The 936-nt window shown below is 65.4% G+C and carries 1 protein-coding gene; it reads left to right on the top strand.

Annotated features, from left to right (window positions below; genetic code table 11):
• Positions 1–53: 53 nt before the first annotated feature.
• Positions 54–936 (top strand): hydroxyacid dehydrogenase (locus AC5RWT_RS37825; protein ID WP_494084682.1); only part of this gene is annotated, 883 nt, incomplete at its 3' end.

Raw genomic sequence — 936 nt, 5'->3', positions numbered from 1 at the left:
ACCCCCATCTATACGCACGGCCATCACCATGCATGCAGCGAAGGAACACCCCTGTGGAAAAACCAGTAGTTCTCCTTGCCGAGGAACTCTCCCCAGCCACGATCGAGGCCCTCGGGCCTGACTTCGAGATCCGCCAGACCGATGGAGCAGACAGGTCCCAGCTGCTGTCCGCGATTGCCGACGTCGACGCCATCCTGGTCCGCTCCGCCACGAAGGTGGACGCCGAGGCCATCGCCGCGGCCAGGAACCTGAAGGTCATCGCCCGCGCCGGCGTGGGCCTGGACAACGTGGACATCAAGGCCGCCACCCAGGCCGGTGTCATGGTCGTGAACGCTCCGACCTCCAACATCGTCTCCGCCGCCGAACTCACCGTGGGCCACATCCTGAGCCTGGCCCGCCACATCCCCGCCGCCAACTCCTCGCTCAAGGGCGGCGAGTGGAAGCGCTCCAAGTACACGGGCACCGAGATCTACGAAAAGAAGATCGGCATCATCGGACTGGGCCGCATCGGCGCCCTGATTGCCGCGCGCATGCAGGGCTTCGAGACCCAGGTTTTGGCCTACGACCCCTACGTGACGAGCGCCCGCGCCGCCCAGCTCGGTGTGCAGCTGGTCAGCCTGGACGAGCTGTTGGAGCAGGCTGACTTCATCACCATCCACATGCCGAAGACCCCCGAGACCGTGGGCATGATCGGCGCGGAAGCCTTCGAGAAGATGAAGGCCTCCGCCTACGTGGTCAACGTCGCCCGCGGCGGCTTGATCGACGAAGCCGCCCTCTACGACGCGCTGAAGGAAGGCAAGATCGCCGGCGCCGCCATCGATGTTTTCGTCACCGAACCGAGCACGGACCTGCCGTTCTTCGAACTGGACAACGTGGTGGTCACCCCGCACCTGGGCGCCTCCACCGAGGAAGCCCAGGAAAAGGCCGGCATCTCCG

This window comes from Arthrobacter sp. Dra40, from assembly GCF_059091905.1.
Note: the sequence above shows the minus strand (reverse complement) of the source record. Positions and strands in the feature narration are given on the sequence as shown.